Genomic DNA, 24,207 nt, shown 5'->3' on the forward strand with positions numbered 1-24,207 from the left:
TGACTATCGATTTTTTTGCAGGACAGAGTGACTGCCGACCAGCGTTGATGGCGACAGCGTCCTATCGAGCCTGTTTTTCGAACCCGTTTGAAGGGAATACATCAGTACCGCGCCAGCGTCGAACCGAGCGCTGGAAGAACAAGCTGTTGGGCACTTGCACCATGGCACTGCCGGTACCGAGTTCTTCGGCTTCGATCAGCGTGGTGTAGAGCAGATTGATCGCCACCACCCGGCCCTTGACGCCCGGCTTGTCGGTGGTGTCCACCAGCTCGACCACATCGCCGATTCGGAATGGGCCGACGGTGAAGATCAGGATCGCGCACAATAGGTTGGACAGCACGCTCCACATGGCGAAAAACGCCACGGCAGCCACCGCCACGAAGCCCGACAACGCGGTCCAGAGCACCGTGGCCGACACCCCAAGGCGTTCCAGCACGAAGATCAGCGCGCTACCCATGATCAACCAACGCAAACCACCGCGCAGCGGCATCAAGAACTGCGGCGGGAACGGGTAACGCTCGCCCAGTCGAGTCAGGCCTTTAGCGACGACGCGCTGAGCGACATAGCCGGCCAGCAGAATCAGCAGGATTTGCACCACCAGCCAGAGCGGCTCGACCCACACCGCCGGCAGCGGCAGCTTGAAGGCATCCATCAGGACAACGCCTCCAGCTCCGCCTGCATGCTTTCAAGTAGTTCGAGTGCTTCCATCCAGGCTTCTTCCAGCTCGGCTTCACGCACCTTCAGCCGGGCCTGCTCGGCCAGCAGATCACGCAATTCGTTCTTGCGTGCCGGCTCGTAAATATCGCTGTCGCCGAGGCTGGCGTCGATCTTCGCCAGTTTCTCGTGCAGCTTGCCCAACTCGGCTTCGAGCTTGTCGGCCTCGCGCTTGTGCGGTGCCAGTTGCTGACGCAACGCGGCGGCGGCCTGGCGCTGGGCTTTCTTGTCGGTCTTGTCCGGGTTGACCGGGGTGTTGCTGACCGGCACGTTGCGCTGACGGTACTCCACCAGCCAACGGGTGTAGTCTTCCAGGTCGCCGTCGAACTCCTCGACCTTGCCGTCTGCCACCAGATAGAAATTGTCGGTGGTGCTTTTGAGCAAATGACGATCGTGGGAGACCACCAGAACCGCGCCACTGAATTCCTGCAAGGCCATGGTCAGCGCCAGGCGCATTTCCAGGTCCAGGTGGTTGGTCGGTTCGTCGAGCAGCAACAGGTTCGGCCGGCCCCAGGCGATCAGCGCCAAGGCCAGTCGCGCCTTTTCGCCACCGGAGAAATTCAACACCGGCTCATCGATACGTGCACCCCGGAAGTCGAAACCACCGAGGAAGTCACGCAGGGTCTGCTCACGTTCGGTTGGCGCCAGGCGCTGCAAGTGCAGCAACGGGCTGGCCTTGGAATCGAGGGAATCCAGTTGATGCTGGGCGAAGTAACCGACCACGGTGTTCTCGCCCCGGGTCAGTCGGCCCGCCAATGGTTCGAGCTCACCGGAGAGGTTCTTGATCAGGGTCGATTTACCGGCACCGTTGGGGCCGAGCAAACCGATCCGCGCGCCAGGGGTCAGTTGCAGCTTGACCTTCTCCAGCACGGTTTTTTCGCCGTAACCCAGGCGAGCATCCGATAGATCGATCAGCGGGCTGGAGATTTTCTGCGATTCGCGAAAGACGAAATCGAACGGCGAATCGACGTGCGCGGCGGACAGTTCTTCCATCCGCTCCAGCGCCTTGATCCGGCTCTGGGCCTGACGGGCCTTGGTGGCCTGGGCCTTGAAGCGGGCAATGTAGCTTTCCATGTGCGCACGTTGCGCCTGTTGCTTCTCGTACGCCTGCTGTTGCTGTGCCAGACGTTCGGCACGGGCCCGTTCAAACGCGGTGTAACCGCCGCGATACAGGGTGATCTTGCGTTGATCGACGTGAGCTACGTGATCGACCACGGCATCGAGGAAGTCCCGGTCGTGGGAAATCAGCAATAAAGTGCCGGGGTAGCTTTTGAGCCACTCTTCGAGCCAGATGATGGCGTCGAGGTCCAAGTGGTTGGTCGGTTCGTCGAGCAGCAACAGGTCCGAGGGGCACATCAAAGCCTGCGCCAGATTCAGACGCATCCGCCAGCCACCGGAGAAATCTCCTACCTGCCGGTCCATTTGCTCGTTGGTGAACCCAAGGCCCGCCAACAGCTTGCGAGCCCGGGCATCGGCGGTGTACCCGTCGGCGCTGTCGAGTTCCGAGTGCAGGCGGGCCTGAGCGGCACCGTCATGGGCTGCTTCGGCCGCCGCCAGGTCGCGTTGCACCTGGCGCAGGCGCAGGTCGCCATCGAGCACGTAGTCGACCGCCAGGCGTTCGAGGGTGTCGACCTCCTGGCGCATGTGGGCGATGCGCCAGTCGGCCGGCAGGAAGCAGTCACCCGAGTCTGGGTGCAGCTCGCCCCGAAGCAAGGCGAACAGGCTCGATTTGCCGGCGCCGTTGGCACCGATGAGGCCGGCTTTGTGGCCGGCGTGCAGGGTTAGCTCGGCGTCTTCTAGCAGACGTTGCGGGCCACGCTGTAAAGTCAGGTTCTGAAGTCGAATCATAATGGCGGCGGAGTCTACCAGCTTCGCTCGTAACTGGCGCGAGTAGCACTATGTCCTCTGACCTGTGGAGCTTTTCCCTCGACACTTACGCCCGTCCCGGCGTTGAACACGCCTGCCTGCAATTGCAGGCAGCGGGTGTGAATGTGTGCCTGCTGCTGTGCGGGTTATGGCTGGGGGAACGTGGCGTTATCTGCAACGAACAACGCTTGCAGCTGCTACGCGATGTAGCCGGGCCTTGGGACGTGGATGTCGTGCAACCGTTGCGCGCCTTGCGCCAGCAATGGAAAGCCGCCGCTAGCGAAGATGCCGGGTTGGATGATTTACGTGAACAAGTGAAGACACTGGAGATGGAAGCCGAAAGGCATTTATTGCTGCGACTGGAGTGTTTGGCACAGAGTTGGCCGCAGTATGAGGCGACCGATCTAACGGCCTGGCTGGAAGGTGTGGCGGCAGGCGCCGCCCACCTGGACCGCGACGCGCTGCATCAGCTGCGCGTCGCGGTAAGCAGCACTTAGGAAGCGCTGGTTGGGGTGGTTGCTGCGATCGATGCGGCGGCCGGCGTTGGCGCTGGTGTGGCTGTCGAGGTGGCTGCTGCTAAAGCAGACGTCGCTGCCGGGTTGGCTGGCTTGGCAACTGGCGCGGCGGTCGGCTTGGCAACTGGCCCGGCGGCCGGCTTGGCGGCAACCGGTTTTTTCACGGCTGGTTTTACAGCTGGCTTGGCGGCTGGTTTTGCAGCCGGTTTGGCAGCGGCAGGTTTGGCTGCTGGTTTCGCTGCGGCAGGTTTTGCAGCAGCAGTTTTGGCAGCCGGTTTGGCTGCAGCTTTTGCAGCTGGCTTGGCAGCAGTTTTAGTCGCGACTGATTTCGCGGCAGGCTTGGCAGCAGGTTTCGCAGCGGCAGTTTTAGCCGCTGGTTTTGCAGCCGGTTTGGCAGCTGGTTTAGCCGCAGCAGTTTTCGCCACCGCCGGTTTAGCAGCAGCGGTTCTTGCAGCCGGTTTAGCGGCCGCTGTTTTGGCAGCGGCTGGCTTGGCGGCAGGTTTGGCAGCGGCTGTTTTAGCAGCCGGTTTTGCAGCGCTAGCAGCGATTGGTTTTTTTGCCGCAGGTTTAGCGGCAGGTTTTGCTGCGGCTTTCACCGGTGCTTTGGCGGCCGGTTTGGCGGCAGGCTTGGCCGGTGCTTTTGCAGCAACCGGTTTGGCAGCGGCTTTCTTCGCAGGTGCCGCGGCTGGCTTGGCCGAACGCAGGGACAACGCCTTGCCGACAGCCTCTTGGACACGACCGACACCCTGGGCCAGTTTCAGGCTTTCTTGAGCGTCGCGTTTGAGTTGCAGGATGTAGCTGCGAGTGTCGGACTGACGAGCCTTGAGGGCGTCGAGCAGATCCTCAAGTTCTTTCACCGCATCTTTGGCCTTGGCTTGCGCCTTGGCTTTGCCGGCCGCCGCAGCGTCCTGCAATTTGGTACGGGATTTGTGCAGTTTTTCCTGCGCTTTTCCGCGCTGCTTTTCCAGTTTGGCGAGCAGTTTTTCAGCATCAGCCAAGGCTTGGGAACAAGCGTTTTCCAAATGCTCGAGCAGGCTGCCCGAGAGTTGTTGGAGTAAGTGCAACGGAGTATTTACTGGCTTCTTGGTGGCCGACATGGTTTACCTCCTGGCTGACGTGAATGCGGCTCATACTAGACCTCTGCTGCAACCGCCGCTAGGGCATGTTGACAGTATCGAAAGCGCTGCGTTGCAACGAAGTAAAAATGTTCTGCGCTTACGCAAAACCAGTTCACCTTCGAGAGCATTCACACTGGCATAATCCTGCGCATCTCAGGTCGGAGAGTGCCTATGTCGCGCTACCTTTTTTTATCGCTGTGCATGTTTTTTTCCGTGGTCCAGGCCGCCGAAAAAACCACCACAAATGACGCTCACGATCTCGCTTACAGCTTGGGTGCGAGCCTTGGCGAACGCTTGCGCCAGGAGGTTCCTGACCTGCAACTTCAGGCACTGCTCGAAGGTTTGAAGCAAGCCTACCAAGGTAAGCCGCTGGCGCTGAAAGACGAGCAGATCGAACAGATTCTTGCCGAGCACGAAGCTCAGGTCGCCGAGCAACCCGCCGTCGCGCAAAGCGAAGTTGCCCTCGAAAAAGAGCGGCGCTTTCTCAGCGAAGAAAAAACCAAACCCGGGGTTCGCGAATTGGCGGATGGAATCTTGCTGACGGAACTGGCACCGGGCACCGGCGCCAAGGCGGGTCCGAATGGCAAAGTCCAGGTGCTGTATATCGGTCGTCTACCTGATGGCACCGTGTTCGATCAGAACAGTCAGCCGCAGTGGTTCAGTCTTGATAGTGTGATCAGCGGCTGGCGTAGCGCGCTGCAAAATATGCCGGTCGGCGCAAAATGGCGCCTGGTAATTCCATCGGCGCAAGCCTATGGCGCCGACGGTGCCGGCGACTTGATCGCGCCGTTCACGCCGCTGGTATTCGAAGTCGAATTGCGTGGTGCTACAAGCTGAATGCCGGAAACGAAAAACGGTGCGCATTGCGCACCGTTTTCAGTGTCTAGCCGGGAAGGGTTCAGGCCTGAACCGAACTCTCTTCCTTGTGGGCGGTGTGCAGCACTTCGATCAGGCAATCTTCCAGTTCGAAGCGTTCACGCAGTTGGCTGCCCAGCTTTTCCAGCGCTTCGGCGAAACGCTCGGTGTCGTTGCAGTCACCCTTGTGACAATGATCATTGAACGACAGCGCCATCTCAGTGCTCACGTCGATACGCGGGTTGATCTGCTCCGCCAGTTCAAGGCCGCCATCGTCGCCAAAGGCCTTGGCCTCATTGACCAGATGCTCACTCACTTCGAAGTGCCAGGCAGAAACGTAGTCGACAAGAATCTCGCAGAACCGACCGTTCAAGGACTTGTCGGCGAAAGCCGGTTTGGCATTTCGCAAGTCGTGGAACGCCTTTACCAACTCTTCACGCTCTTGTAGCCAGCGGTCAATGAGCTTATGAACCCCACCCCAGCGTTCCTGAGCATTCTGACAACTATCTAACATGGCGATCTCTCTTCCCTAATGGGTCATGCCGTTCTACGCCTGCCCCCAAGACTCGGCACATCCGGTCTTGGTCAGGCAGAACAGCAACGAGCAACATAATTCCAATGATACGTGCGGGCCAGATTATGCCCGCGCGCCTATGGCTTCAAGGTACGCAGGAGATAAAGTTCATACAAGTGTTTAATCACCCGCCAATACCCGGTGCGACGACTCGTCGCTGACACGCGATCCAGACAAGGCGCAGCAATTGATACCCGCCCAGAATCATCATCGCAACGAAGAACAACAGGCTCCATTCCGGGATACTCAGGTCGAACAGCGTCCAGGAAATTTCCGCGCAGTCGGCGGTTCCCTTGAACAACCGTTGCACGGCACACAACCAGGGTGTACTGGCAAACAGATCAGTCGGGTTGGGCGAGCATGCCGAGAGCTGATGCACCGGATCGCTCTGCAACACAACCTGCCGCCACGCCGTGACGGTACCCGCCACACTGCATAGCAGACCCAGTAACCAATACAGGAATGATCCGAAGCGACCAGGCCCCTGCACCGAAGCCGTCAGGCAGACACCCGTGAGCAGCGCCAGGCAAACCCGTTGCAACAGGCACAACCCGCAAGGCTTGAGGCCCACCGCATATTCCAGGTAATAGGAAACGCCCAAGGCCAGGGCACCTGCAATGAAAACCATGAAAAACAAGGAGCGTGAGCAGGCCAAAGACATGGCTTTTCCGTAACTGTAGAGACAAGCGGTTACGGTAGAGGAAAGCGCAGCAGCCTTTCAAGGCAGGCCAGCACGGACACTTCACCAGAAGTGTAGGGAATTCCCGACAGAGTCGAGAGGATAAGATGTAGTCCGTTGTAGGACTTTGCCAGATAAGGACTACAACGTAAAAACAGTGGTGGGCTCGGAGCGGTTGGATCGCCCTGACGAACGACTCCCCTGTAGCAGCTGGCGCAGCCGGCGTTCGGCTGCGCAGCAGTCGTAATCGGTTTAACACGACTCACCTGATCCGACTGCGGCGCCTGATTTACGACTGCTGCGCAGCCGAACGCAGCCTTCGGCTGCGGCTACAGGCCGGCATCAAGCATGAGCCGGCACCGGCAGCGGAGCCGACAGCAAGCGCTCGTCCAGCAGGCCCAAGCCCTCCTGGAACAACTGATTACTGCGTTCGGTGTCACCCAATTGCGCCAGTAACCGCGCCAGTTCGGCGCAGGCTTCAGGATTACGCTGTACACGCAGACTGTTTTCCAGATAGTCCCGGGCCTTGCCCCACAGACTGCTTTGCAGACACAAACGGCCCAACGTCAGCAACAGGCTCGGGTCGGCCGGATGATCCTTGAGCCAACCTTCAGCGGTGTGCAGCTGTCTGGCCGGATCGCTACCGCGAACCAGACCGTACAGGCGTGCCAGATGACTGTCGTATTTGCGCTTGAGAGCCGTACGCAGAACCTCTTCGGCCTCGACCTGCGCCCCCAGTTGCCGCAGTTGCTCGGCATAGGCCAGCACCAGTTGCGGCTCCTGCCGCTGAGCGGTGGTGAGCTGCTGCCAGGCACGAGCGAGCGATTGCAAACCGACCGTTCCGTCCTCTTCCCGGTGCGCCGCCAACGAAAGATTCTCACCCCAGGCGCGCTGCTCCAGTTCAGCCAGCTCGGCTGGCGGCAGCACCTTGTCCTTGCGTAATTCCGGCAGCAAGCGAATCACTGCCGACCAGTCGCCCCGCTGCTGATACAGGCGTTGCAACTGGCGCAGGGTCTGGACGTTATGAGGATGACGCTCGTGCATGGCTTGCAGGGTGACTAGAGCGCCGTCGGTGTCGCCGCGGTCGGTCTGCAATTGGGCATGACTCAAGGCAATTGCCAGCTCGGCCTGGGGCTGTCGCTCCAAAGCGCGCTCCAGCAAGTTATCGCTTTCCTGGTAGAGACCTTGTTCGTTCGCGGCGCGGGCAGCCCCCAGGTAGTAGAGCAGCGGCTGACGTTCGGCTTCCGCCGCGCGATACAGGTGACGCTGCGCACTGGCCCAGCGGCCCTCGGCCAAATCCAGCTGGCCGTGCTCGATCGCCACTTGCACCCGTCGACTGCGATTGCGCCGCGACCATGGGTTGACCACCCCACCGGAAGTCGTCACCAGTTCGACCAGCGCCTTGATGCCCCAGAACACCAGCCACAGCACGGCCACCAAGGCCAGGGTTGCCCACAGACTCGATTCGTAACGGAAGCTCTTGTAGGCGATCAGCACGTAGCCGGAATGCTCGGCAATCGCCAACCCCAACGCGGCGGCGGCAGCGATGACCACGAACACGATCACATAGAGACGCTTCATGGCCTGGCCTCCTGCGCAGTGTTCGCGGCAGGTTTGGCCAGAGGTTTCACTGAGTCCTCGGCGTTGACGTTGCGTCGCTCAAGGTAAGCCTGGACGGCGCTCAACGTGCCTGTCAGATCCGGCGTGACCACCGTGACTGGCTGCTTGCTCAACTCGGCCACCTGCTCCAGCATGATCTTGCTCTGAGGGTTGTCCGGGTTGAAGTTACCCTTGAGCACGTCCCGCGCTTCGGTCAGCGCCTGAGTGTAAACCGCAGCCTGACCATTGAGCGCGGCCCACTGCGCCTGTTCCAGCGCCAGGCTCAGGGCCAGACGCACCTGGCTCAGGCTCTGCCCTGCCAGCAATGGACGGACATTCTTGTCGGCGTTGAAATCGATTCGGATGTAACGCGAGATCTGATCCCACCATTGCGCCCAGCGACTGGCGCCGTCGCCATCGGCCGTCAGGCCCAGCAGGGATTCGCCACGGTCCTTGTACTCGGGCGCCAGTTCGGTGAGGCTGATCACTTGATCGCGCAAGGCACCCAGTCGCAGGAACAACCCGGTGCGATCCGGCTGTTCGGTACTGCGCAGGGCCACCAGGGTTTTGGCCACTTGCTCGCGAGCGGCAAAAGCCCCCGGGTCATTCTGTTCACGGAGTATCTCATCGGCACCCTGCACCAGGGCCTGGGCACTGCTGATGTCCTGCAAGGCCGACAGACGCAGGCTGGCCAGTCGCAGCAAATGCTCAGCCTCGGCCAGACGCCAATCCTTGCGGCTGGCACCGAGGACGGTTTCCAAGCGTTGATTCAAACGCTGTTGATCGCCCTGAAGTTGAGTGACCAGGCGACTGCGCGCATCGAGCTCTTCGGCGGCAGGCATCTGTTCGAGGCGAGCGGTCAGACGCTGCTCGTTGAGCTTCAGGCTCTGCGCCTGATCGTTCAACGCCTGTACCTGACTCAACTGTTGCAGGTTATTGGCTTGCAGGTGACGCACCTGCCAGACTCCCCAACCGCCTACGGCAACACCGGCAGCGCCCAACAGCAGCGCGACGATTGCCAGCCCATTGCCTCGGCGCGGCTCAGTAGCAGGTGGCCCGGTTACAACCGGTGCTTCTACCGGCGCATCGAGCACCGGCTGGACGTCATCTTTAGGCAAGGCTGTTTTGCTCACGTATCCATCCTTTGCATTAAAAAACGGGTACGGGGTGCTCCCGTAACGCCGTCAGCAAGGCCGCGGCACTGGCGCCACGACAATCCACAACTGTTTGGGCCCCGGCGGCGCGTGCCAGCTCGGCGACCCTGGGGCTTGGAACAAACAACGGCAACCGCGCCATGATCGGCCAGGCATCGCCAGCCAATCGGTGCAGGTGCTCAAAACCCTGTCCACTGCTGACCACCAGCCCGTTCAAGCGTTCCGCCTCGATCCGCTCAGGCAACGCTGCCGGTGGATACTGCGGCAAGCCGCGTCGGTACAACTCCAGATACTCGACACTAGCACCAAGCTCGCGCAAACGCTCAGCCAGCAACTCGCGCCCACCCTCCCCACGCACGATCAACACCCGTGGATCGGGACGGGCGATAGCCTCGCGCAACCGCGGAAGTTCAAGCAAGGCTTCGCTGTCATCACCGTCGGCCGGGAAGCTCACATCCAACCCGTTAGCCTCGAGGATCTGCGCCGTCGCCGCGCCGACGCTGAACCACGTCAGAACCGGTGGTTGCGGCCAATGCTGGTGGAGCAGCTCGACAGCGATTCTGGCGGCCGGCTTGCTGACCACGATCACCGCGCAATAGTGATCCAGGTCCTGAATCACTGCACGCATTGTGGCAGAGGCCGGCATCGGCTCGATGTCCAAAAGCGGCAAGCTGCTACTGAAAACCCCCGCGTCAGCCAACACACGGGCAAGCACCGCTGATTCATCCGCAGGGCGCGTCAGCAGCAGGCGCCAGCCAGTCACTCGTGCCCAGCCTCGCCATAGACTGCTTTGAGAATGGCGTCGGCGCCCTGACTCAGCAGGTCTTCGGCCACTTGCACGCCCAGGGCCTCGGCCTCGCTGCGCGGCGCTCGGGCCTCGGCGCAGAGCAACAGGCCGCCGTTCGGATCGCCCACCAAGCCACGCAACCAGATCTGCTCGCCTTCAAGCACGGCGTAGCAGGCGATCGGCACCTGGCAGCCGCCATTCAGATGTTTGTTGAGGGCACGTTCAGCGGTCACGCGGATGGCCGTATCCTGGTGATGCAGCGGTGCGAGCAGTGCATGAATCTCAGTGTCGGCGCTACGGCACTCGATACCGACCGCGCCCTGGCCTCCGGCCGGCAGGCTGTCATCGACACTGATGGCCGAGGTGATGCGGTGTTCGAAGCCCAAACGAATCAAACCCGCCGCGGCGAGGATGATGGCGTCGTATTCGCCGGCATCGAGCTTGGCCAAACGCGTGTTGACGTTGCCACGCAGGAAGCGGATTTCCAGATCCGGGCGACGGGTCAGCAACTGAGCCTGGCGGCGCAGGCTGGAGGTGCCGACGATGCTGCCTGGTGGCAACTCATCCAGGCTGGCGAAGGTATTGGAGACAAATGCATCGCGCGGGTCTTCGCGCTCGCAGATGCAGAACAGACCGAGGCCTTCCGGGAAGTCCATCGGCACGTCTTTCATCGAATGCACGGCGATGTCGGCTTCGTTTTCCAGCAGCGCGGTTTCCAGTTCCTTGACGAACAGGCCCTTGCCGCCGATTTTCGACAGGGGCGAATCGAGCAGCTTGTCGCCGCGACTGACCATGGGCACCAGTGTCACGAGCAGGCCCGGATGGGCCTGTTCCAGACGAGCCTTGACGTATTCGGCCTGCCATAGGGCCAGAGCACTTTTGCGGGTGGCGATGCGGATTTCGCGAGAGGACATGGATCAATCCGTACTGAATAGATACGGCGGATAATAACAGCTCAGCCAAATCCACTTTGACTTGTATCAGAAACTGCATGGCCTCCCTGGCCCTCAAGGTCCTAAAACAGGGTAGAAATCCGCCCTGAATGGCGGATTAAAGCTGCTGCATCATTTTGCGCACGCCGGCCACATGGCGTCGGCTGACGATCAGGGCGTCGCCGTTCAGGCCTTTGAGAAACAGCTGGAAATGCCCCAGGGGGGTGCGTTGCAACCGTTCAATGCGTTCGCGGGCGACCAGTGCATTGCGGTGGATCCGCACGAAACGGTCGCCAAATTCGTCTTCGAGGGCCTTGAGTGGCTCATCCAGCAGCACTTCGCCGCCTTCATGGCGCAAGGTCACGTACTTGTGATCGGCAATAAAGTAGACCACCTGGCCCAACGGGATCAGTTCAATACCTTTACGTGTGCGGGCGCTGATATGGCTGCGTGGGCCGCTGCCAGTTTCGGCGGCGGGACGAGTCAAGGCGGCGAGCTGGACGCGATTGGGGCGCTCGGCTTTTTTCAATGCTTCATGTAGCTGTTCTGTGCGCACGGGCTTCACCAGATAGCCCACGGCGCTGGCCTGTAGGGCTTCCACGGCAAATTCATCGGGCCCTGTGCAAAACACCACGGCGGGCGGGGTTTCGCGTTCGCACAATCGTGCCGCCACTTGCAGGCCATCGAGGCCCGGCATGCGAATATCGAGCAGAACGATATCCGGCTTGTGGCTGTCGATCAGTGCCAACGCCTCTTCGCCATTCGTGGCGCTGGGCTCCAGGACGTTGTATCCCTCGAGTTCGCCGACCATTCGGCTCAGGCGCTCGCGGGCCAAGGGTTCGTCATCAACGATCAGGACATTCATATTGCGCTGGATTCCTGCGTGAGTCTCGCACAAAGATAGCGTAGACAGGTGAAGTGACGTCCGTCACCGCGATCCACGCTAAGACTAGCGCGAGGGCCAAAAAGTGCCGCGAGACCGGCGGCTAAATTTTCATCTGCCGGGTGACTGACGGCCCAGGCCCGCGTTGGCGAGGCATCGCCATAGGGTTTGCTGATACACAATATGAACACCCCTCTTCTCTCTATAGTCAGCTGCAGCATCGAGAAGTGCGCTGATCCTACTGTCCAACTGTAGACGGTTGCCGCGACGATATTGCTCAAATGAGAAATATCGTTGCGCATTTTGCGCATCGCTGGCTTCGAGTATGGATCGCCCCATGAGAAAAAAACGTATCGACCAGTGTCAGCGACAGGATTGGCAACCCTGTTATTATCCGCTTCAGCGTTCCACGCCATCTTTCTTCAAGCCGATACGAGCGAATTCATGAGCACTGACAAGACCAATCAGTCCTGGGGCGGCCGCTTCAGTGAACCCGTCGACGCCTTCGTTGCCCGCTTCACCGCCTCCGTCACCTTCGACCAGCGCCTGTATCGCCACGACATCATGGGCTCGATCGCCCACGCCACGATGCTGGCCAAGGTCGGCGTGCTGACCGATGCCGAGCGCGACAGCATCATCGATGGCCTGAAGACCATCCAGGGTGAAATCGAGGCCGGCCAGTTCGACTGGCGCATCGACCTCGAAGACGTGCACATGAACATCGAGGCGCGCCTGACCGACCGCATCGGCGTGACCGGTAAAAAGCTGCACACCGGCCGTAGCCGCAACGACCAGGTCGCCACCGACATTCGACTGTGGCTGCGTGACGAAATCGACCTGATCCTGGCCGAGATCACCCGCCTGCAAAAAGGCTTGCTGGAGCAGGCCGAGCGCGAAGCCGGCAGCATCATGCCGGGCTTTACTCACCTGCAAACCGCGCAGCCGGTGACCTTCGGGCACCATATGCTGGCCTGGTTCGAAATGCTCAGCCGCGACTACGAGCGCCTGGTGGACTGCCGCAAGCGTACCAACCGCATGCCGCTGGGCAGTGCTGCACTGGCTGGTACCACTTACCCGATCGACCGCGAGTACACCGCGCAGTTGCTGGGCTTCGACGCTGTTGGCGGCAACTCCCTGGACAACGTGTCCGATCGCGACTTCGCCATCGAGTTCTGCTCGGCCGCGAGCATCGCGATGATGCACTTGTCGCGGTTCTCCGAAGAGCTCGTACTGTGGACCAGTGCGCAGTTCCAGTTCATCGATCTGCCGGACCGTTTCTGCACCGGTAGCTCGATCATGCCGCAAAAGAAAAACCCGGACGTGCCGGAGCTGGTTCGCGGCAAGACTGGCCGGGTGTTCGGCGCGCTGATGGGCCTGCTGACCCTGATGAAAGGCCAGCCGTTGGCTTACAACAAGGACAACCAGGAAGACAAGGAACCGCTGTTCGACGCCGCCGACACCCTGCGCGACTCGCTGCGGGCCTTTGCCGACATGATCCCGGCGATCAAGCCCAAGCACGCGATGATGCGCGAAGCTGCCCTGCGCGGTTTCTCGACCGCCACCGACCTGGCCGACTACCTGGTACGCCGCGGCTTGCCGTTCCGTGATTGCCACGAGATCGTTGGCCACGCGGTGAAGTACGGTGTAGACAGCGGCAAGGACCTGGCGGAAATGAGCCTGGAAGAACTGCGCAAGTTCAGCGACCAGATCGAGCAGGACGTGTTTGCCGTGCTGACCCTGGAAGGTTCGGTGAATGCCCGTGACCATATCGGCGGAACCGCGCCGGCACAGGTCAAGGCTGCCGTGGCTCGCGGTCAGGCATTGCTCGCCAGCCGTTAAAAGCTTCGCGGGCAAGTCGGATCGCCGCACCGCTCGCGCCTACAGGGGCCGTCCCCCCTCAGGCGCGAGACTTGCCCGCGAAGGCATTCTCAAGATCGTTACACAATCTATTTCTTCGACGCGATCATCGCCAGAAACGCGGGCATTGATGCGTCTTTGTCTGCCGCAATTCGCTGCACGTTCGGATTCTGCCCCAGACGCTCCAGCAGCGCCTTGGCCGCCGGCATCTCAGCCAACGGATCGATATCGAACAGCTTCTGCGCCACGGCACAAGCCATTGGCACGCTGTACAGGAAATACAAATCCGCAATGCTGAGACGGTCGCCCGCCACGTAAGGGGCGAACTTGCCGTGCCTGCCCAGTGAGGCGAACCCCAGCAGCAACTCGGCCTTGGTCTTGTCCTTGATCGCTTCCGGCACTGACATGCCAAAAAACGCTTCGGGGTAGCAGGCGCGCGCTGGCAGTTCGATGTACAACTCGATTTCCTTGGCCAAAGCCAGCGCCTGCGCTCGCTCGAAGGGCTCGCTCGGCAGCAGCGGTGTGCCTTTCTGGCTCTGCTCGAGATACTCGAGAATCACGCTGGTTTCGTTGACGAAACCTTGCTCGACGCCCAGTACAGGAATCTTGCCACGCGGGCTGATGGCCAGCGACTCGGGGCTAGTGCTTGGGTAAAACGGTACTTCCTCAAACGGCAGTCCCTTCTCCAGCAACGCCAGCTTGACCATGTTGTAATAGTTGCTGACGCAAAATCCATAAAGCTTGAGCATTACATAGCCTCCAGGCCGTGCAGGGGGTTGGCAGCGCCAGTTATAGAACGCCCTGGCACTTCTTGCCAGCAGCATCACAATGCTGAATGCAGGTAAACTGGCCGCCTTTCCTTGAGGAGCCTGCCATGAGCGAGCCAAACGACATCGACAACGACGAAGAAGAGTTCGCCGAAACGACGCTGATCGAAGCAATCGAAAACCAGATCGAAAGCGACAACCCGCCAGCGGCCAAGGCAACCTTCAACAAGCTGACCCTGGTGGGTTACGAACGTGAAGAAATCCTCAACCTGATGGCCCATGTGCTGGCCTACGAGATCGACGCCATGCTCGATGAGGACCGTGCATTCGACACCGAATGGTATGAAACGGCGCTGCGCGCACTGCCAGAGTTGCCGCCGGAAAAGCAATAACCCCGCCCTCCCCCTGTAGGAGCGCGCTCGCTCCTACAGAAACCACCCCCGCTTTCCGTACCACCCTTCGGGGAATGCCTCTCGGGGTGAAAAACCCTGTTGCCAGCACTGGACATGCCTCACCGACGGGTTCACCTTAGGGGCGCTATCGTCTAATTCCTAGAAAGTCTGGAGTCCTTATGTCGCTTACCCCTGAGTTGGTTGCCGAACTGGAAATCCTCGCACTCTTCAACCTGGACAGTTCCCAGGAAGGTTTGAAAATTCATCAGACCGCTGCCCCGAAAGCCATTGCCGCCGCACAAAGACTGTTCGACAAAGAATTGATCACCCAGCCCGATGGCGGTTACCTGACCAGCCTGGGGCGTGACGCCGCACAAAATGTGCAGACCGTTCTCACCATTCTGTCCGTCCAGGAAACTGCCTGAATACCAGCGCATGGCCCACGGAAAGCTCTGTCACGGGATTTCCGCGGGCACACTTGATGACTGGCCCTGTTACCTGCCGTCGCCAAACGATAGAAATCTGACGCCAGGAAAACAAAATCAGCTTAAAAGTCCCGGGGCCGAGGCGCTAAACTGCCCCTCACCCTGAGCCCTCCTGCGTCCGAGCCCCGCGAGCCGGATTGAGCTGACATGACCCGCACCCATGAAATCCGCCCCGATCTGGACGAGGGAATCGATCGCAAGGTTCTCAGCCAGCTGCGCGCCCGTTTTCTGAAGCTCAACGAGGGTCGCTTGGCCCGTGCCATGGAAGGGTTGTCGACCCGCCAGCAAACGGTGCTGACCCTGCTGCCGCTGTTTTTCCACGTCAATCATCCGCTGTTGCCGGGTTACGTTTCGGGTAGCACCCCGGCCGGCCTGTCGAATTACGAACCCGACACCAACACCCTCGCCGAAGCCCAACGCCTGACCCGCTCGTTTTCCTACAAACCACGCCACGGCAGCAATCCGCCGCGCCCCATGCACGGCCTGTTCCTGATGGGCAGCCTCGGCACCCTGGCCCAGGCCGATCAGAGCGATATGGATGTGTGGGTATGTCACGGACCGGACTTGAGCGAAAGCGAGCTCACCGAACTGCGCAAGAAATGTCAGTTGCTGGAAGTCTGGGCCGCCAGCCAGGGCGCCGAGGCGCACTTTTTCCTGATCGACCCAGCCCGCTTCGTGCTCGGCGAGCGCGATACGCAGTTGAGCTCGGAAGACTGTGGCACCACCCAGCACTATCTGCTGCTGGACGAGTTCTATCGAACCGCGATCTGGCTGGCCGGACGCACCCCCATCTGGTGGCTGGTGCCGGTTTACGAAGAGGCCGCGTACAACCGTTACACCCACACGCTGCTTTCCAAGCGTTTCATCCGTGCCGACGAAACCCTGGACCTGGGGCATCTGGCGTACATCCCGCCGGGGGAATTCATCGGCGCCGGGCTCTGGCAGTTGTTCAAAGGCATCGAATCGCCCTACAAATCAGTGCTAAAACTGCTGCTGACCGAGGTCTACGCCAGTGAACACCCGAAAGTCCACTGCCTGAGCCTGCGTTTCAAACAGGCGGTGTTTGCCAATCGACTGGACCTCGATGAACTGGACCCGTACATGGTGGTTTACCGGCGCATCGAGGAATACCTCACGGCCCGGGGCGAACCGGAGCGGCTGGAGCTGGTACGCCGCGCGCTGTACCTGAAAGTCAATCGCAAGCTCACCGGCAACAGCGGTCGCACCCAGAGCTGGCAGCGTTCGTTGCTTGAGCGCCTGGCCCACGAATGGCATTGGGATCAGCGTCAGTTGGCGTTGCTCGACAGCCGCAGCCAGTGGAAAGTCCGCCAGGTCAGCGCAGAACGCCGGGCCTTGGTCGGCGAACTGAATTACAGCTACCGCTTCCTGACACAGTTTGCCCGTAACGAACAGACCGTCAGCCTGATCAACAAGCGCGACCTCAATGTGCTGGGCCGGCGGTTGTACGCGGCCTTCGAGCGCAAGGCCGACAAGGTCGAATGCATCAACCCGGGCATCGCCCCCGATCTGGCCGAAGACACCCTGACGCTGGTGCAGGCCCCGAACAAGAGAGAGCCGGGGCAAACCCAATGGGGTTTGTACAACGGCAGCCTGACCGCTCATGAGTGGGAGCATTTCGCGCCGATCAAGCGCAGCCGCCAGTTACTCGAACTGCTCACCTGGTGTCACCGTAACGGCGTGATCGACAGCAGCACCCGCCTGGCCCTGCACCCCGGCACCAGCGACTTGAGCGAGTTCGAACTGTTCAACCTGCTCGGCAGCCTGCAGCAAAGCATTGCCCTGCCCCTGACCACCGTCGCCGAAGAGCCTTTGCTGCGCGCCAGCGTGCCGAGCGAAGTACTGATTCTGGTGAACGTCGGCGTCGATCCGCTCAAGCACCATCGCGACATGAACATCCTGATGACCACCGAGCGCACCGATTCCCTGAGCTACGCCGGCGTGCGGGAAAATCTGGTGCTGACCCTGGATCAGGTCACGCTAAACAGCTGGAACGAGGTGCTGGTCAGCCGCTTTGACGGCCCCCATGCGCTGCTCGACTGTCTGCGCGATTACCTCAACAACCTGCCGGACGGGCCACAGCAGCCCAAGCTGCGGGTACGTTGCTTCTGCCACAACCGCGCGCAATTCATAGCCCGACGAGTCGAAGAAGTTCTCGATACCGCGCAAAACCTGCTGCTGAGCAAACTCAATCATCGTTACCTGATTCAGGTCCAGCAGCATTACCACGTGCTGGAGCTGGTGCCCGGCCAGGTCAATCACGTTGCCCTCGCCACGCTGCCGGCGCTGTTTGACTACCTCGGCGAAGAGCTGGCCAGCTACAGCCCGCTGCATCTGGACCCGATGGCACTGGAAGACCACGACCTGGCGCTGATCCTGCCCATGGGGCAACCCGACTGCGTTCAGGTGTTCTACCGGATCAACGAACACCAGGCCGATATGTACGTACTGGATGAGTTCAATGCCTTGTGGCAACAACGCTTGCCCTATCACGACGAACAAAGCCTGCTGGTGCCACTGCAACGTTTCCTGCAATCGATCCAGTACCGGCGCGACGCCTTGCTACCGATGGACGCCGCCCAGCCGCTGAGCCTGGAGACTTTGTATTACCAGTTATTGCCTTCAGGCTCCGCGCGGGCGCGTCGGGTCGAAGCCCGACCGGCGCCGCAAACCCCAGTCAACAAACCGTTCTATGACGTACAGGCGATCGTCGGCAAAGCCGCACCGGGACAGGTGCAAGTCACGTTGTATTGCAATCAGCGGGAATTTTCAGAGCTGGAACATGGCGACCAACTGTTCAGTGTGGTCGCCCGGGAAATTGTCGAACAGCGCCGCGAGACCGAACGCTATCGCTGCTACATCACCGACCTGGACCTGTCGGGCCTGCTCGGTGATGGTCAGAGTTCAAGCAATTTGTATTTGCGCTACAAGGCCGACCTGGAGCGCGCATTGAACGAGGCGCTCGAGCAGGTCTAAGGGTTTTATTCCGGAAAGTCGCCGCCATTGGCCGGTTGCGACTCGACTGCCAGCAAGGTCAGTTTCAGGGTTTTGCCACCCGGCGCTGGCCAGTCAATGTGCTGACCGACCTTGAGACCCAGCAGGGCGCTGCCGACCGGCGCCAGAATGGAAATCTTGCCTTCGTCGGCGTTGGCATCCTTGGGATAGACCAGGGTCAGGTGATAGTCCTTGCCACTGCTCTCTTCACGGCAATGCACTTTAGAATTCATGGTCACGACATCGGCTGGCACCTCTTCGTGACCGACCAGGGTATCGGCGCGATCCAGTTCGGTTTGCAGCGCGATAACGCCCGGCAGCGAGTCATCCAGGCTGTCGATCAGGCGCTCCAGACGTTGCACGTCCAGACGGGTAAGGGTGATGGAAGGTGCGGTCATGATCAGGGCAGACTCCTTTCTTCTGCACGAAAAAAGCAAAACCCCGCCAGAAAAAGGCGGGGTTTTCACGAGCCTCGATGGGTTGAGGCGTACCCGGACACTATCACAGCTCAATAAATATACAAGTCGCCACCGGACGGCCTGCGGCATCTCCTACGAAGGATTGGCAGTGGCCTTGCGATTCGAGGCCTGCGCACAAATTACCCGCCGCCGCTCATCATCGGCCGAGCGCCATTCGCGGATATCTTCGACATGCCGAAAACACCCCAGGCAAACCTTCTGCTCATCCAGCCGGCACACACCGCTGCACGGCGAAGGCACTGCCGGGCTGACGTTGCTATAGAGCGGTTTGGGCGGGCGAACGGGCGCAGGCTGGGTCACGATCTCACAGACCTTCGAAATCGAGTTCGACGTCGGCTTGCTGCTTGACGATGCGCTCGAGCATCTCACCCAGTTGCTCGTCGCTCTTGTCACACATCCAGCGCTTGCTCTCTTCGTCGTAGTCGAAGTGGAAGCCACCGGACACCGCCGCCAACCACAATTGCCGCAACGGCTCCTGGCGACTGAAGATCAACTGGCTGCCGTTTTCGAACTTGACGGTGAGCACACCGGCCGAGCTCTCCAGATCGATATCCAGGTCACTCTCATCGAAAATATCCTCCAGCGTCTGCTGGGTGGCATCGACCAGGTCGTGAAAACGGGCTTCAGTCAAACTCATTACGGGAACCTCAAAAAGTGTCTACTCACGCTCAAGCGCCGCAAGATACGGGCGAGCCCCGATGATTGCAAAGAATAACCACCAAGGACGAGGTGCGGTACGAAATATCCCTGCGCAACGCAGGACAAGTTACTGCGCCACAGTCAAAGGCCCGCCGGACGGGAGCCGCGTCACATAGGCAAGCTGCCGGGTGGCCGGTATACTCCGGCGCAATTAACGCATTTTCAAGGATTTCGCCATGAAGCGCCTGATCTCTTCCCTTGCTGCGCTCGTCGCGGTTGCCTGCCTGGTATCGGCCTGTGGTCAAAAAGGCCCGCTGTACCTGCCCGATGACAGCCAGGATCCTGCAGAGCAGGCCAAGTCGTCGCAACAGTCTCCGTCGAAAGCACACAAACACGACGTCTACCAATAAGGGAACGCCATGGACGCTTTTAACTACCGTGACGGTGAGCTGTTCGCGGAAGGTGTTGCCCTGTCCGCCATCGCCGAACGCTTTGGTACACCGACCTACGTCTACTCCCGTGCCCACATCGAAGCCCAGTACCTGGCTTACGCCGATGCGCTGGCCGGCACGTCGCACCTGGTCTGCTTTGCGGTCAAGGCCAACTCCAACCTGGGTGTACTGAATGTCCTGGCCCGTTTGGGCGCCGGTTTCGACATCGTTTCCCGTGGCGAGCTGGAGCGTGTACTGGCCGCTGGCGGCAGCCCCGAAAAGATCGTGTTCTCCGGTGTCGGCAAGACCCGTGACGACATGCGTCGCGCCCTGGAAGTCGGCGTGCACTGCTTCAACGTCGAATCCACCGACGAGCTCGAGCGTCTGCAAGTAGTCGCCGCCGAGCTGGGCGTTCGCGCGCCGATCTCGCTGCGCGTCAACCCGGACGTCGATGCCGGCACGCACCCGTACATTTCCACCGGTCTCAAAGAGAACAAGTTCGGCATCGCCATCGCCGACGCCGAAGACGTGTACGTCCGCGCCGCGCAACTGCCTAACCTGGAAGTGGTCGGCGTCGATTGCCACATCGGCTCGCAACTGACCACCCTGCCGCCCTTCATCGATGCCCTCGACCGCCTGCTGGGCCTGGTCGACCGCCTCGGCGATTGCGGCATCTACCTGCGCCACATCGATCTGGGTGGCGGTCTGGGCGTGCGTTATCGCGATGAAGAGCCGCCATTGGCCGCCGACTACATCAAGGCCGTGCGCGAGCGCCTCGACGGTCGTGACCTGGCGCTGGTGTTCGAGCCAGGCCGCTTCATCGTCGCCAACGCCGGCGTGCTGCTGACCCAGGTCGAGTACCTCAAGCACACCGAACACAAAGACTTCGCCATCGTCGATGCGGCCATGAACGACCTGATCCGCCCGGCGCTGTACCAGGCCTGGATGGACGTTACCGCCGTGCGCCCTCGCGATACCGCGGCGCGTGCCTACGACATCGTCGGCCCGATCTGCGAAACCGGCGACTTCCTGGCCAAGGATCGTCAACTGGCGCTGGAAGAAGGCGACCTGCTGGCCGTGCATTCGGCCGGTGCCTACGGGTTTGTCATGAGTTCCAACTACAACACTCGCGGCCGCGCCGCTGAAGTGTTGGTGGACGGTGATCAGGCAATCGAAGTGCGTCGCCGCGAGACGGTAGCCGAGTTGTTTGCTGGCGAAAGCCTGCTGCCGGAGTAACCCCATGCTGCTGCGTTTTACCAAGATGCACGGCCTGGGCAATGACTTCATGGTTCTCGACCTGGTCAGCCAGCACGCGCACATTCTGCCCAAGCATGCCAAGCAATGGGGCGATCGGCACACCGGCATCGGGTTCGACCAGTTGCTGATCGTCGAGGCGCCCAGCAACCCGGACGTGGATTTCCGCTATCGGATCTTCAACGCCGACGGCTCCGAAGTGGAACAGTGCGGTAACGGCGCTCGATGCTTCGCCCGCTTCGTGCTCGACAAGCGCCTGACCGCCAAGCGGCAGATTCGCGTCGAGACCAAAAGCGGCATCATCGAACTGGACATCCGCAACGATGGCCAGATCAGCGTCAACATGGGCGCCCCGCGCCTGGTGCCGGCCGAGATTCCGTTCGAAGCCCCAAGCCAGGCCCTGAGCTATCAGGTCGACGTCGACGGCACCATGGTCGAACTGGCTGCGGTGTCCATGGGCAACCCCCATGCCGTGTTGCGGGTCAACGACATCAACAAAGCACCGGTGCATGAACTGGGGCCGAAAATCGAACATCACCCGCGCTTTCCGGCGCGGGTCAATGTCGGTTTTCTCCAGGTCATCGACCGGAACCGCGCGCAGTTGCGCGTCTGGGAACGCGGGGCCGGGGAAACCCAGGCCTGCGGAACCGGCGCTTGTGCTGCCGCGGTGGCCGCGATCAGCCAGGGGTGGATGGATTCGCCGCTATTGATCGACCTGCCCGGCGGGCGCCTGTCCATTGAATGGGCAGGCCCTGGCCAACCGGTCATGATGACCGGCCCGGCAGTACGCGTATACGAAGGACAAGTGCGTCTTTGAGTGAGCGAAATCCATGACCGACAAGCCCCAGGTTCCCGCCCTACAGCCCGACGAATCCCCTTCCGAAAGCCTTGAGGCGGCGGCGATTGCCGCGTACCTGGAGGCTCATCCGGATTTCTTCATCGAGCATGAAGAACTGCTCCCGGCCCTGCGCATTCCGCACCAGCGCGGCGACACCATTTCGCTGGTCGAACGCCAGATGACGATTCTGCGCGATCGCAACATCGAGTTGCGTCATCGTCTCTCGCACTTGATGGACGTGGCCCGCGACAACGATCGCCTGTTCGACAAGACCCGCCGTCTGATTCTCACATTGATGGACGCGACCAGCCTGGAAGACGTGGTGATCGGCGTCGAAGACAGCCTGCGCCAGGACTTTCAGGTGCCCTTCGTCAGCCTGATCCTGCTGGGCGACAACCCGATGCCGGTAGGCCGCTGGGTCACCCACGCCGACGCACAAACGGCCATCGGCGGCCTGCTCTCGGAAGACAAGAGCGTCTGCGGCAGCCTGCGTGAGCATGAACTGGACTTCCTGTTCGGCGAAGAACAGCGCAAGCAGATCGGCTCCACCGCCGTCGTCGCAATCAGCCACCAGGGCATCCACGGTGTTCTGGCCATCGCCAGCCGCGATCCGCAGCACTACAAGAGTTCGGTGGGCACGTTGTTCCTCAGCTACATCGCCGAAGTCATGGGCCGCGTGCTGCCACGGGTCAACAACTCCCTGCGCTCGGTACGCTGATCGTGGAACGGCAACTGGACGCTTACTGCGAACACCTGCGCAGTGAGCGGCAAGTATCGCCGCATACGCTGTACGCTTACCGCCGCGACCTCGACAAAGTGCTGGGCTGGTGCGTCAAACAGAACATCGGCAGCTGGGCCGCACTGGATATCCAGCGGCTGCGCAGCCTGATCGCCCGCCTGCATGCACAAGGCCAATCGTCCCGCAGCCTGGCGCGGCTACTGTCGGCGGTACGCGGGCTCTATCATTATCTGAACCGCGAAGGCCTGTGCGACCACGACCCGGCCAATGGCCTGGCACCGCCCAAAGGCGAGCGTCGTCTGCCGAAAACCCTCGACACCGACCGCGCGCTGCAACTGCTGGAAGGCGCGGTAGAGGATGATTTTCTGGCCCGTCGGGATCAGGCGATTCTGGAGTTGTTCTACTCCTCCGGCTTGCGGCTTTCGGAGCTGACTGGGCTCAACCTCGATCAGCTGGACCTGGCTGACGGAATGGTCCAGGTCCTCGGTAAAGGCAGCAAGACCCGGCTGTTGCCGGTGGGTAAAAAGGCTCGCGAAGCATTGGAACTATGGTTGCCGTTGCGGGCCATGACCAACCCGGCGGATGACGCGGTGTTTGTCAGCCAGCAAGGTCGACGCCTCGGCCCTCGGGCGATTCAGGTGCGGGTCAAGGCTGCCGGCGAGCGGGAGCTGGGGCAGAACCTGCACCCGCACATGTTGCGACACTCTTTCGCCAGCCATTTGCTGGAGTCCTCTCAGGACTTGCGCGCCGTGCAGGAACTGCTCGGCCACTCGGATATCAAGACCACCCAGATTTACACCCACCTGGACTTCCAGCACCTGGCGACGGTCTACGACAGCGCCCATCCACGGGCCAAACGCATTAAAGGCGATGATTCATGACCATCCAACTGATCACCTTCGACCTCGACGACACCCTGTGGGACACCGCCCCGGTAATCGCCAGCGCCGAAGCCATATTGCGTGAATGGCTGACCGAGCATGCGCCGAACCTGGGCGCGGTGCCGGTGGAGCATTTGTGGTCGATTCGCGAGCGGGTGTTGAGCAACGAGCCGAACCTCAAGCACCGAATCAGTGCGCTGCGTCGGCGGGTGCTTTTTCATGCTCTGGAAGAGGCTGGTTACGACCATGGTCAAGCCTCAGACCTGGCTGATCAAAGTTTTGAAGTGTTTCTGCATGCCCGGCATCAATTGGAAGTTTTCCCCGAAGTCGAGCCGACGCTGGAGACACTCGCCAAGCACTACGCCCTCGGTGTAGTGACCAACGGCAACGCCGATGTACGCCGACTGGGCCTGGCGGATTACTTCAGGTTTGCCCTGTGCGCCGAAGACATCGGCATCGCCAAACCGGATGCGCGACTGTTTCATGAAGCGTTGCAACGTGGCGGCGCGACCGCCGAAACCGCGGTGCATATCGGCGATCATCCTGGCGATGACATTGCCGGAGCACAGCAGGCGGGGTTGCGAGCGATCTGGTTTAACCCGGCGGGCAAAGTGTGGGAAGCCGAGAGGGCGCCGGATGCCGAGATTCGCAGTTTGACCGAGTTGCCGGGGTTGTTGGCTCGCTGGAACTCAGCCGATATTTGAGGTGCTGTGATCCTTTGATTTTCCCCCATGAAAAAGCCCGCAGCGACGGCGGG

General features: G+C 60.8%; 25 protein-coding genes and 1 pseudogene. 12 read left to right on the forward strand and 14 right to left on the reverse strand.

Annotation, left to right across the window (positions count from 1 at the left end; translation table 11 throughout):
* Window positions 1–61 precede the first annotated feature (61 nt).
* The gene (locus tag PSH69_RS28740) at window positions 62–652 is read right to left on the reverse strand and encodes a mechanosensitive ion channel family protein (RefSeq protein WP_305410484.1); all 591 of its coding nucleotides are present in this window, start codon (window positions 650–652) and stop codon (window positions 62–64) included.
* Window positions 652–2,562, reverse strand: a complete 1,911-nt coding sequence (locus PSH69_RS28745) for an ATP-binding cassette domain-containing protein (protein ID WP_064621055.1) — start codon at window positions 2,560–2,562, stop codon at window positions 652–654. The genes PSH69_RS28740 and PSH69_RS28745 overlap by 1 nt, the downstream gene beginning before the upstream one ends.
* A 50-nt stretch (window positions 2,563–2,612) precedes the next feature.
* Between PSH69_RS28745 and PSH69_RS28750 the strand changes: the two genes are divergently transcribed.
* Window positions 2,613–3,077, forward strand: a complete 465-nt coding sequence (locus tag PSH69_RS28750; RefSeq protein ID WP_305410485.1) for a TIGR02444 family protein — start codon at window positions 2,613–2,615, stop codon at window positions 3,075–3,077.
* Here PSH69_RS28750 and PSH69_RS28755 read toward each other — a convergent pair.
* Complete coding sequence (locus PSH69_RS28755) at window positions 3,074–4,192, reverse strand: AlgP family protein (RefSeq protein ID WP_305410486.1); 1,119 nt, start codon at window positions 4,190–4,192, stop codon at window positions 3,074–3,076. The two genes, PSH69_RS28750 and PSH69_RS28755, sit on opposite strands and share 4 nt — an antisense overlap.
* 192 nt (window positions 4,193–4,384) lie before the next feature.
* On the opposite strand from PSH69_RS28755, the gene PSH69_RS28760 reads away from it, so the two are divergent.
* Complete coding sequence (locus tag PSH69_RS28760; protein WP_305410487.1) at window positions 4,385–5,050, forward strand: FKBP-type peptidyl-prolyl cis-trans isomerase; 666 nt, start codon at window positions 4,385–4,387, stop codon at window positions 5,048–5,050.
* A gap of 61 nt (window positions 5,051–5,111) precedes the next feature.
* Here PSH69_RS28760 and rsd read toward each other — a convergent pair whose 3' ends face one another.
* The 7 genes and pseudogenes from rsd to PSH69_RS28795 all read right to left on the reverse strand — a co-directional run bounded on the left by rsd (window position 5,112) and on the right by PSH69_RS28795 (window position 11,658).
* Window positions 5,112–5,582 (reverse strand): sigma D regulator, encoded by a 471-nt coding sequence (gene rsd / locus PSH69_RS28765; protein ID WP_253417656.1) that lies wholly within the window; start codon window positions 5,580–5,582, stop codon window positions 5,112–5,114.
* Between the two features lie 180 nt (window positions 5,583–5,762).
* Window positions 5,763–6,303, reverse strand: a pseudogene (locus PSH69_RS28770) (disulfide bond formation protein B).
* Window positions 6,304–6,663: 360 nt separating this feature from the next.
* The gene (locus PSH69_RS28775; protein ID WP_305410488.1) at window positions 6,664–7,902 is read right to left on the reverse strand and encodes a heme biosynthesis protein HemY; all 1,239 of its coding nucleotides are present in this window, start codon (window positions 7,900–7,902) and stop codon (window positions 6,664–6,666) included.
* Window positions 7,899–9,053, reverse strand: coding sequence for a uroporphyrinogen-III C-methyltransferase (locus PSH69_RS28780; RefSeq protein WP_305410489.1), 1,155 nt, complete (start codon window positions 9,051–9,053; stop codon window positions 7,899–7,901). Before PSH69_RS28780 ends, PSH69_RS28775 begins: the two co-directional genes overlap by 4 nt.
* Window positions 9,054–9,069: 16 nt before the next feature.
* Window positions 9,070–9,837: a uroporphyrinogen-III synthase gene (locus PSH69_RS28785; protein WP_305410490.1), complete on the reverse strand. Its 768-nt coding sequence runs from the start codon at window positions 9,835–9,837 to the stop codon at window positions 9,070–9,072.
* On the reverse strand, window positions 9,834–10,775 hold the full coding sequence (gene hemC, locus PSH69_RS28790) for a hydroxymethylbilane synthase (RefSeq protein WP_018927542.1): 942 nt from the start codon (window positions 10,773–10,775) through the stop codon (window positions 9,834–9,836). Before hemC ends, PSH69_RS28785 begins: the two co-directional genes overlap by 4 nt.
* A gap of 136 nt (window positions 10,776–10,911) precedes the next feature.
* On the reverse strand, window positions 10,912–11,658 hold the full coding sequence (locus PSH69_RS28795) for a LytTR family DNA-binding domain-containing protein (RefSeq protein WP_007899317.1): 747 nt from the start codon (window positions 11,656–11,658) through the stop codon (window positions 10,912–10,914).
* 462 nt (window positions 11,659–12,120) lie between these two features.
* On the opposite strand from PSH69_RS28795, the gene argH reads away from it, so the two are divergent.
* Entirely contained in the window at window positions 12,121–13,515 is a 1,395-nt protein-coding gene (gene argH, locus PSH69_RS28800) for an argininosuccinate lyase (protein ID WP_019580504.1), read from the forward strand.
* 107 nt (window positions 13,516–13,622) lie between these two features.
* Here argH and PSH69_RS28805 read toward each other — a convergent pair whose 3' ends face one another.
* Entirely contained in the window at window positions 13,623–14,282 is a 660-nt protein-coding gene (locus PSH69_RS28805) for a glutathione S-transferase family protein (protein WP_305410491.1), read from the reverse strand.
* Window positions 14,283–14,407: 125 nt separating this feature from the next.
* Between PSH69_RS28805 and PSH69_RS28810 the strand changes: the two genes are divergently transcribed.
* From PSH69_RS28810 to PSH69_RS28820, 3 genes are all read left to right on the forward strand, one after another.
* Window positions 14,408–14,692, forward strand: a complete 285-nt coding sequence (locus PSH69_RS28810) for a hypothetical protein (protein ID WP_018927538.1) — start codon at window positions 14,408–14,410, stop codon at window positions 14,690–14,692.
* Between the two features lie 179 nt (window positions 14,693–14,871).
* Complete coding sequence (locus PSH69_RS28815; RefSeq protein WP_030129110.1) at window positions 14,872–15,117, forward strand: TIGR02647 family protein; 246 nt, start codon at window positions 14,872–14,874, stop codon at window positions 15,115–15,117.
* A 207-nt stretch (window positions 15,118–15,324) separates the two neighbouring features.
* Window positions 15,325–18,171, forward strand: a complete 2,847-nt coding sequence (locus PSH69_RS28820; RefSeq protein WP_305410492.1) for a class I adenylate cyclase — start codon at window positions 15,325–15,327, stop codon at window positions 18,169–18,171.
* Window positions 18,172–18,176: 5 nt separating this feature from the next.
* Here the strand turns inward: PSH69_RS28820 and rnk are convergent, their stop codons facing one another.
* The 3 genes from rnk to cyaY all read right to left on the reverse strand — a co-directional run bounded on the left by rnk (window position 18,177) and on the right by cyaY (window position 19,305).
* Window positions 18,177–18,587, reverse strand: a complete 411-nt coding sequence (rnk, locus tag PSH69_RS28825) for a nucleoside diphosphate kinase regulator (protein ID WP_305410493.1) — start codon at window positions 18,585–18,587, stop codon at window positions 18,177–18,179.
* A gap of 153 nt (window positions 18,588–18,740) precedes the next feature.
* Entirely contained in the window at window positions 18,741–18,968 is a 228-nt protein-coding gene (locus PSH69_RS28830) for a DUF1289 domain-containing protein (protein ID WP_305410495.1), read from the reverse strand.
* A 4-nt stretch (window positions 18,969–18,972) separates the two neighbouring features.
* Window positions 18,973–19,305: an iron donor protein CyaY gene (cyaY, locus tag PSH69_RS28835; protein WP_018927535.1), complete on the reverse strand. Its 333-nt coding sequence runs from the start codon at window positions 19,303–19,305 to the stop codon at window positions 18,973–18,975.
* A 238-nt stretch (window positions 19,306–19,543) separates the two neighbouring features.
* Here cyaY and PSH69_RS28840 point away from each other — a divergent pair, with 238 nt between their 5' ends.
* The 6 genes from PSH69_RS28840 to PSH69_RS28865 are packed head-to-tail and all read left to right on the forward strand — an operon-like array spanning window position 19,544 to window position 24,154.
* On the forward strand, window positions 19,544–19,717 hold the full coding sequence (locus PSH69_RS28840; RefSeq protein ID WP_007941283.1) for a lipoprotein: 174 nt from the start codon (window positions 19,544–19,546) through the stop codon (window positions 19,715–19,717).
* A gap of 9 nt (window positions 19,718–19,726) precedes the next feature.
* Complete coding sequence (lysA, locus tag PSH69_RS28845; RefSeq protein ID WP_018927534.1) at window positions 19,727–20,974, forward strand: diaminopimelate decarboxylase; 1,248 nt, start codon at window positions 19,727–19,729, stop codon at window positions 20,972–20,974.
* A 4-nt stretch (window positions 20,975–20,978) separates the two neighbouring features.
* The gene (gene dapF, locus PSH69_RS28850) at window positions 20,979–21,809 is read left to right on the forward strand and encodes a diaminopimelate epimerase (protein WP_018927533.1); all 831 of its coding nucleotides are present in this window, start codon (window positions 20,979–20,981) and stop codon (window positions 21,807–21,809) included.
* A gap of 13 nt (window positions 21,810–21,822) precedes the next feature.
* On the forward strand, window positions 21,823–22,548 hold the full coding sequence (locus tag PSH69_RS28855; RefSeq protein ID WP_007941280.1) for a DUF484 family protein: 726 nt from the start codon (window positions 21,823–21,825) through the stop codon (window positions 22,546–22,548).
* 2 nt (window positions 22,549–22,550) lie between these two features.
* The gene (xerC, locus tag PSH69_RS28860) at window positions 22,551–23,450 is read left to right on the forward strand and encodes a tyrosine recombinase XerC (RefSeq protein WP_018927532.1); all 900 of its coding nucleotides are present in this window, start codon (window positions 22,551–22,553) and stop codon (window positions 23,448–23,450) included.
* Window positions 23,447–24,154, forward strand: coding sequence for an HAD family hydrolase (locus tag PSH69_RS28865; RefSeq protein WP_019580497.1), 708 nt, complete (start codon window positions 23,447–23,449; stop codon window positions 24,152–24,154). Before xerC ends, PSH69_RS28865 begins: the two co-directional genes overlap by 4 nt.
* The last annotated feature ends 53 nt before the right edge of the window (window positions 24,155–24,207 follow it).

This window comes from Pseudomonas sp. FP1740 (assembly GCF_030687165.1).
Lineage (GTDB): Bacteria > Pseudomonadota > Gammaproteobacteria > Pseudomonadales > Pseudomonadaceae > Aquipseudomonas.

Coding starts and splice junctions, on each gene's coding strand:
- PSH69_RS28740 (WP_305410484.1), bottom strand. CDS start 652: ATGGATGCCTTCAAGCTGCCGCTGCCGGCGGTGTGGGTCGAGCCGCTC.
- PSH69_RS28745 (WP_064621055.1), bottom strand. CDS start 2,562: ATGATTCGACTTCAGAACCTGACTTTACAGCGTGGCCCGCAACGTCTG.
- PSH69_RS28750 (WP_305410485.1), top strand. CDS start 2,613: ATGTCCTCTGACCTGTGGAGCTTTTCCCTCGACACTTACGCCCGTCCC.
- PSH69_RS28755 (WP_305410486.1), bottom strand. CDS start 4,192: ATGTCGGCCACCAAGAAGCCAGTAAATACTCCGTTGCACTTACTCCAA.
- PSH69_RS28760 (WP_305410487.1), top strand. CDS start 4,385: ATGTCGCGCTACCTTTTTTTATCGCTGTGCATGTTTTTTTCCGTGGTC.
- rsd (WP_253417656.1), bottom strand. CDS start 5,582: ATGTTAGATAGTTGTCAGAATGCTCAGGAACGCTGGGGTGGGGTTCAT.
- PSH69_RS28775 (WP_305410488.1), bottom strand. CDS start 7,902: ATGAAGCGTCTCTATGTGATCGTGTTCGTGGTCATCGCTGCCGCCGCC.
- hemC (WP_018927542.1), bottom strand. CDS start 10,775: ATGTCCTCTCGCGAAATCCGCATCGCCACCCGCAAAAGTGCTCTGGCC.
- PSH69_RS28795 (WP_007899317.1), bottom strand. CDS start 11,658: ATGAATGTCCTGATCGTTGATGACGAACCCTTGGCCCGCGAGCGCCTG.
- argH (WP_019580504.1), top strand. CDS start 12,121: ATGAGCACTGACAAGACCAATCAGTCCTGGGGCGGCCGCTTCAGTGAA.
- PSH69_RS28805 (WP_305410491.1), bottom strand. CDS start 14,282: ATGCTCAAGCTTTATGGATTTTGCGTCAGCAACTATTACAACATGGTC.
- PSH69_RS28810 (WP_018927538.1), top strand. CDS start 14,408: ATGAGCGAGCCAAACGACATCGACAACGACGAAGAAGAGTTCGCCGAA.
- PSH69_RS28815 (WP_030129110.1), top strand. CDS start 14,872: ATGTCGCTTACCCCTGAGTTGGTTGCCGAACTGGAAATCCTCGCACTC.
- PSH69_RS28820 (WP_305410492.1), top strand. CDS start 15,325: ATGACCCGCACCCATGAAATCCGCCCCGATCTGGACGAGGGAATCGAT.
- rnk (WP_305410493.1), bottom strand. CDS start 18,587: ATGACCGCACCTTCCATCACCCTTACCCGTCTGGACGTGCAACGTCTG.
- cyaY (WP_018927535.1), bottom strand. CDS start 19,305: ATGAGTTTGACTGAAGCCCGTTTTCACGACCTGGTCGATGCCACCCAG.
- PSH69_RS28840 (WP_007941283.1), top strand. CDS start 19,544: ATGAAGCGCCTGATCTCTTCCCTTGCTGCGCTCGTCGCGGTTGCCTGC.
- lysA (WP_018927534.1), top strand. CDS start 19,727: ATGGACGCTTTTAACTACCGTGACGGTGAGCTGTTCGCGGAAGGTGTT.
- dapF (WP_018927533.1), top strand. CDS start 20,979: ATGCTGCTGCGTTTTACCAAGATGCACGGCCTGGGCAATGACTTCATG.
- PSH69_RS28855 (WP_007941280.1), top strand. CDS start 21,823: ATGACCGACAAGCCCCAGGTTCCCGCCCTACAGCCCGACGAATCCCCT.
- PSH69_RS28865 (WP_019580497.1), top strand. CDS start 23,447: ATGACCATCCAACTGATCACCTTCGACCTCGACGACACCCTGTGGGAC.